Annotated in this window: 8 protein-coding genes; all 8 read left to right on the top strand. The window is 40.4% G+C overall.

Annotated elements, in window-relative coordinates; genetic code table 11:
* Nucleotides 1–561, top strand: a 561-nt coding sequence (locus AC06OU_RS17740) for an HAD-IC family P-type ATPase (protein WP_475857544.1), incomplete at its 5' end; no start/stop codon positions are given.
* Between the two features lie 95 nt (nt 562–656).
* The gene (locus AC06OU_RS17745) at nt 657–1,205 is read left to right on the top strand and encodes a YdhK family protein (RefSeq protein WP_475857545.1); all 549 of its coding nucleotides are present in this window, start codon (nt 657–659) and stop codon (nt 1,203–1,205) included.
* A gap of 77 nt (nt 1,206–1,282) precedes the next feature.
* Nucleotides 1,283–1,609: a four-helix bundle copper-binding protein gene (locus AC06OU_RS17750; RefSeq protein WP_169360873.1), complete on the top strand. Its 327-nt coding sequence runs from the start codon at nt 1,283–1,285 to the stop codon at nt 1,607–1,609.
* 214 nt (nt 1,610–1,823) lie between these two features.
* Nucleotides 1,824–2,486 carry a hypothetical protein gene (locus AC06OU_RS17755; protein ID WP_475857547.1) on the top strand — a complete coding sequence of 221 codons (663 nt, stop codon included), beginning with the start codon at nt 1,824–1,826 and terminating at the stop codon, nt 2,484–2,486.
* A 10-nt stretch (nt 2,487–2,496) separates the two neighbouring features.
* Entirely contained in the window at nt 2,497–2,988 is a 492-nt protein-coding gene (gene ybaK, locus AC06OU_RS17760) for a Cys-tRNA(Pro) deacylase (protein WP_475857549.1), read from the top strand.
* Between the two features lie 103 nt (nt 2,989–3,091).
* Nucleotides 3,092–3,739 (top strand): YczE/YyaS/YitT family protein, encoded by a 648-nt coding sequence (locus tag AC06OU_RS17765; protein ID WP_475857551.1) that lies wholly within the window; start codon nt 3,092–3,094, stop codon nt 3,737–3,739.
* A 76-nt stretch (nt 3,740–3,815) separates the two neighbouring features.
* Nucleotides 3,816–4,877, top strand: a complete 1,062-nt coding sequence (locus AC06OU_RS17770) for a hypothetical protein (RefSeq protein ID WP_475857553.1) — start codon at nt 3,816–3,818, stop codon at nt 4,875–4,877.
* Nucleotides 4,878–5,003: 126 nt separating this feature from the next.
* Nucleotides 5,004–6,194 carry a glycine C-acetyltransferase gene (locus AC06OU_RS17775; protein ID WP_340885568.1) on the top strand — a complete coding sequence of 397 codons (1,191 nt, stop codon included), beginning with the start codon at nt 5,004–5,006 and terminating at the stop codon, nt 6,192–6,194.
* Nucleotides 6,195–6,607: the final 413 nt, after the last annotated feature.

Genomic DNA, 6,607 nt, shown 5'->3' on the forward strand with positions numbered 1-6,607 from the left:
GCTGGTATGATAGCTGTTGCTGATACCATTAAGGAATCTTCCATTCAGGCAATTCAACGATTGAAGGATATGAACATTGAGGTCATGATGATCACAGGGGATAATCAGCTAACAGCTGCTGCAATAGGAAAACAGGCTGGAATTGAGCATGTTATAGCGGAGGTACTTCCTGAAGGTAAGGCTGAGGAAATTAAAAAACTTCAATCCTTTGGGAAAAAAGTAGCGATGGTTGGAGACGGCATCAATGATGCACCTGCATTAGCAGTTGCCAATATAGGAATGGCAATCGGCACAGGAACAGATGTAGCCATGGAGGCAGCTGATATTACATTAATTCGAGGAGATTTAAACAGTATTGCGGATGCTATTATAATGAGTCGCAAAACAATGAGAAATATAAAGCAAAACCTTTTCTGGGCATTTGCTTATAATGTATTAGGGATCCCAATTGCAGCTGTTGGTTTGCTCGCACCATGGGTTGCTGGAGCTGCCATGGCATTTAGTTCTGTTTCGGTAGTTTTGAACGCTTTACGTTTACAACGAGTTAAATTGGATAAATAGAGTAATAAGGAAAACGGCTGCTGAGTGGCAGTCGTTTTCTTTACATAAGAAAAATACGATTAAATGTAGGCTATGCATAAAGAGGAGCGAGATAGATGAAGAAAATAGCTATAACAGGGTTATGCTCGTTATTTTTACTGGCAGGCTGCGGTGAAGATAGTAAAGAAGCTGAAAAAGACACGAATACAGAGCAGGAGCATGCTCATATGAATCATATGGACGACGGTGGAGAAATTCCTCAGGGCTTGGCTGAAGCGGCAAACCCTAAATTTGAAGTAGGAAGCAAGGCCATAATCGAAGCAGATCATATGGAAGGTATGAACGGTGCAGAGGCTACTATTGTTGGTGCCTTCGATACAACTGTATATGCGGTAACTTACGAGTCTACAACGGATGGGGAAAAAGTAGAGAACCATAAATGGGTAATACATGAGGAATTAGAAGCTACGGATGGCAAGGGAATAGTTGGCTCTAACGTAGTGCTGAATGCTAAACACATGGAGGGAATGGACGGGGCAGAGGCTATCATTGAATCGTCTGAGGACACGACAGTTTACATGATTGATTACGTTTCGACTACCGATGGGACTGAGGTTAAGAATCATAAATGGGTTACAGAGGATGAATTATCAGAAGCTAAATGACCGAAAGTTCTCTAGTTTAAATCCTTACTGTTAGGGAAAAATAGTAACAGTTACGTAAAACTGGAGGAGGACTTATGATGAATACGAAGTATGAAGAATGTATAAAGGCGTGTTTAGAATGCCTAGAGGCTTGTAATCATTGTTATGACGCTTGTCTCAAGGAAGATCATGTAAAAATGATGGCAGGTTGTATACGTTTAGATCGTGAATGTGCAGATATTTGTGCATATGCAGTCCAGGCTATGACAAGAAATAGCCCGTTTGTGCAGGAAATTTGTAAGCTTTGTGCTCAAATTTGTGATGCATGTGGTGAAGAGTGTGCCAAACACGATCATGAACACTGTCAGAAATGTGCAGAATCTTGTCGTAAATGTGCTGAAATTTGTCGACAGATGGTCGCGTAAAAAAAGGAAAAATTAACAGACAGCTATTACTTTTTATAGCTGTCTTATTTTTATTAGTAAAATTAGGTATTTTATACTAATTGATAGAAAAATTCATAAATTTTTAATTGATTATTATGCCTCATATCAACTTATGACTAAAGGTTATTTAATTATTTTGACAAATTGGTTAAACTATAAAGAACAATAAGGTATGGAAGGGATGGTGATTAGGATGAACTTAGTTAAAGCAACTGGCAATGGGATGTCTAACTTTATGTCTAGTATAAAGGCAGTACAACGTAAAGATGCAGGCCAGGCATATAGAAGGCATGCAGAGTATTTCCTGCCAAAAACTCCCTCTTTAAATGATTTAGAAGATCTTTTACTGGGGAATAAAGAAAAAGTGAAAGACACACCAGAGCTTTCTGCTGCTATTCGTGAATTTCAGCAAATGGAAAAGCAAGCTATAATGGATATTAAGGGTCCGGGTATTCCCATACAAAGCATAGGAGGACCGACACCTGAAAAGACAATAGAACTATTGGAAAAGGTTCGCAGTCAAGCTCTTGCAGAAACACCTGCAACGCCACAGCATTTATTGGTCGCTGCAAGTGCAACCTCGAAAATTAGACAAGAGCAAGCTCAGCTTACGTTAAATGAAATGGCGAATAGACAAATCAAGATAGAGGTTCAACGACAAAAGGATATAGAGTCTGAAGTGTTTAATCGCTCTATGCAGGTAGATTTTCAAACACCAAAGGTTTTGGAGGATGATTTGCAAAATCTACAAGCGAAGCGGTTAAAGGAGCAGGCAATTGCCAAATATTCTTATCAGGTTCATTTAAAAATGTATGGCTTTTCTGATCAACAACCGAGCTTTTTCCAGATAGCATAGGAGTAATAGAATGGCTAAAAAACAAAAAACCAATGCTGTCCGCATGCTGGAGCAGCAAAAAATACCATTTGAATTAATTGAATATGAGCTGACTGGCGATCAAGTGGATGGGGTAACTGTAGCAACTAAAATAGGCTACCCCGTTTTTGTCGTGTATAAAACACTACTTGTGACAGCTGGGCCAAACAAATATTATGTCTGCATTATCCCAGTGGACCAGGAGTTAAATCTCAAAAGAGTGGCAAAGGAGGTTGGAGAGAAAAAGGTGGAGCTGCTACATCTAAAGGATCTCCTCCCAACGACTGGATACATAAGAGGAGGCTGCTCTCCAATCGGAATGAAAAAGTTATTTCCTACCATTGTGGATAGTAGCGCAGAAAATAATGACTATATAATTGTTAGTGGAGGCAGGATAGGGCTTCAGGTGAAGCTAACACTAGCTGACTTACTTCACATGACGAATGGCAAAACGGCTTTAATTACCAATTCCAAAATGGACTAGCATTCTTCCTTCAAGCGATTATAATAGATATAGTTAGAAATGATTCCATTCCAACTGTTTAGTTGAGAATGGTTTTTTCGTTAAAGGAAAGTAGGACTGAATTATGAAGGAACTTGTTTTGCGTTGGGCCTTTTTTATAGTGGGCATAACGATTATGTCATTAGGAATTTCGATGACTATTAAAGGATTCTTGTTTGGTATAGGGCCATGGGATGTTTTACACGTTGGTCTTTTTAATCATCTAGGGTTATCCATTGGCACATGGGCTATTTTGACAGGCATTATAATTGTTTTCATTACAATGATTAGCACTAAAAAAATTCCTGCATTAGGTACATGGCTTAATATCTTGTTTGTAGGATCATTCATCGATATGTTTAACTGGCTTTTGCCTAATCCGACAGAATTCTTAGGTCAGGCAGTGATATTTATATTAGGGGTAATAGTTATGAGCATCGGGATCGGGATTTATGTATCACCGAATCTTGGCGCTGGACCACGCGATTCTTTAATGCTTTTTATAATGGACAAAACAGGCTGGAGCTTAAAGAAGGTGCGGACAGGCATCGAAGTTATCGTAGCTATTGCCGGTTGGATGCTTGGTGGACCAGTAGGGATTGGGACTATCCTTATTGCGTTTGGTCTTGGCCAACTCGTGCATTACACATTACCCGCCTCACAAAAATATTTACAAAAGATAAGTGGCTATACATTACCCTTCATGAACAAAAGCGCTGAGAAGCATATATAATTCTCAGCGCTTTTTCATATTTTAAATTACCGGAGCATACATTATCTATTGAATGAACCATAGAAAGGATGACTATTTGAACGGAACAATTACGCACTTTATGGGCAAATCTTATACAGGACAAGGTGTAAAAAACTTCTATAAGGAGATCATTCAGGAAGCAAAAAAGGTATATTTTTTTAAAGGGCCAGCAAGCTCTAGACTCTCAGATACGTTGAAGGAAATTGGATACGCAGCGATACGGAGAGGCAATGATATGGAATGGTTTCTAGATCCGCTAGATGAGGACGCAGTAGAGGCTGTTTATATTGTGGATACAAAAACACTTTACCTTCAAACAAATACCATTGATCCCTTCTTCTATGGGGCTGGTCATGAATGGGTAACTTACTATGACGCCTATCAACCGGACAGACTTCGTGATGTGGGACTAGTTGTCCGCGATAAGCACCTTGAGGGAGAGGCTTGGCTAGCGAAGGGCTTGCAAGCACTGTCCAAAGCTAAGCTCATCCACGATGATTGGGAGCAGCTTATCCAGCCGGGGATGGATTGGAAGGGTATTAATTCTTTATTAGAGGACCTTCAAAAGAAGCATATAGGATTCGTAAAGCTTCAAAAAAAACCTAAGCTGACCCATCGTTTAATGGGTTCGCTTACACCTTTAGGAGCAAAGGATACGTTTGCTTCCATTTCCAAAAATTTAAAAACCCGCTTATATATAAAGGGACTGCCAGGGAGCGGAAAGTCCTCCTTTATGAAAAAGTTTGGAGAAGAAGCGAAATCGCACGGACTAGATGTTCAATACATTTGGTGCGGACTTGATGCAAATAGTATTGACGGGGTTGTGGTTCCAGAGCTTCAGTTGAGCATTGTCGATGCAACAAGTCCTCATGTCTACGATCCAGAACGCGAGGGGGATGAAATTGTTGATTTCTTCCCATATATTGACCAAACAAAGTGGGATGAAGACGAATTGACGAAAATTCGAGAGACTTATACAGGTGAAATGGAGCTTGCTACAGATTACATCAGTACCTATTTTGCAGAGGCGAAGCTTATTAAATCACTTTACGATTCTGCAATAGATGAGGAAAAATGGAGAGAGATTCACAATAGAATGCTAGAAACAGTTGAGTGAGTAGGGTTTCCTACTCGCTTTTCTTTATTTACGGGGAGCACGGATTTTTCAAAGGGACATATCTTAGTCTTTCTTCTACAACAATGGTAAAATAAAGTGGAATATTTGTGTGAAAGGAAGATGAACTTGTCTAAAGTATTAAATAGTTTTCTGACAGAAAATCTAGAGCAACTAAAGAGTCAAGGTCTATATAACGAAATCGATCCAGTAGAGGGAGCGAACGGACCAACAATCATAGTTGGTGGTAACGAGCTAATCAATCTATCCTCAAACAATTACCTAGGACTAGCTACAAATGATGAGTTGAAGCGTATTGCAAAAGAAACGATAGATAAATATGGAGTAGGAGCAGGAGCGGTACGTACGATTAATGGAACGCTAGACCTACACGTAAAGCTAGAAGAAAAGCTTGCTGAATTCAAGGGAACAGAAGCAGCAATTTCTTATCAATCTGGTTTTAACTGCAACATGGCTGCTATCTCCGCAGTAATGGATAAAAATGATGCGATTCTTTCTGATCAATTAAACCATGCATCTATTATCGATGGTTGCCGACTTTCAAAAGCTAAAATCATCCCATTTAATCACTCCGACATGGAGGATCTTCGCAAAAAAGCAAAAGAAGCAACAGAATCTGGCCAATACAATAAAGTAATGGTCATTACAGATGGTGTTTTCTCTATGGATGGTGACATCGCGAAGCTTCCAGAAATCGTAGAAATAGCAAAAGAGTTTGACCTAATCACCTATGTGGATGATGCACATGGCTCTGGTGTGACAGGTAAAGGTAAAGGAACAGTGAAGCACTTTGGCCTAGAAAAAGAAATCGATTTCCAAATCGGTACTCTTTCTAAAGCAATCGGAGTAGTTGGCGGATACGTTGCAGGGAAGAAGGACTTAATCGACTGGTTAAAGGTTCGTTCACGTCCATTCCTATTCTCTACAGCCTTACCACCTGGCGATGTAGCAGCAATCACTGCAGCAGTCCAAATGATTATCGATTCTACAGAGCTTCATGACAAGCTATGGGAAAACGGAGACTACCTAAAAGCTGGCCTATCGAAGCTTGGATTTAATATCGGTGACTCTGAAACACCTATCACTCCATGCATCATCGGAGATGAAAAGCTAACGCAACAATTCTCTAAACGACTGTTTGAAGAAGGTGTCTACGCGAAATCTATCGTGTTCCCAACAGTACCTAAAGGAACCGGCCGAGTTCGCAACATGCCAACAGCAGCCCATACAAAAGAAATGCTAGACGAAGCCATCGCTACCTATGAAAAAGTAGGAAAAGAGCTAGGCGTAATTAAATAAGAAAAGAGTGTGGCTACCAATTAATTTGGTAGCTTTTTTTTTTGGGGTGAGGGACGGGATTGGATGGAGGAGTGACAACATGACCTATAGAATGTAGAAGCGCCCGTAAACTCCAAGAAGTGTCCCATAAATGAGCGGAAGGCGCCCGTAAGTAGGTTAGAAGTGTCCCATAAAAGGATGAAAATGCCCCATAAAGAGTGGGAGCGCCCGTAAATCCCCGAAAAGTGTCCCATAAATGAGCGAAAGGCGCCCATAAATAGGTTAGAAGTGTCCCATAAAGGAGTGGAAGGCGCCCATAAAAAGGGGGGCGCCCGAAAACTCCGAAAAGTGTCACATAAATGAGCGGTGCGCACCTAAATGAGTGAGAAGTGCAACATAAAACGGAGAAATTGTCACCTAAACAGTGGATCTGC

The organism is Psychrobacillus sp. (assembly GCF_056205495.1).

Coding starts and splice junctions, on each gene's coding strand:
- AC06OU_RS17745 (WP_475857545.1), top strand. CDS start 657: ATGAAGAAAATAGCTATAACAGGGTTATGCTCGTTATTTTTACTGGCA.
- AC06OU_RS17750 (WP_169360873.1), top strand. CDS start 1,283: ATGAATACGAAGTATGAAGAATGTATAAAGGCGTGTTTAGAATGCCTA.
- AC06OU_RS17755 (WP_475857547.1), top strand. CDS start 1,824: ATGAACTTAGTTAAAGCAACTGGCAATGGGATGTCTAACTTTATGTCT.
- ybaK (WP_475857549.1), top strand. CDS start 2,497: ATGGCTAAAAAACAAAAAACCAATGCTGTCCGCATGCTGGAGCAGCAA.
- AC06OU_RS17765 (WP_475857551.1), top strand. CDS start 3,092: ATGAAGGAACTTGTTTTGCGTTGGGCCTTTTTTATAGTGGGCATAACG.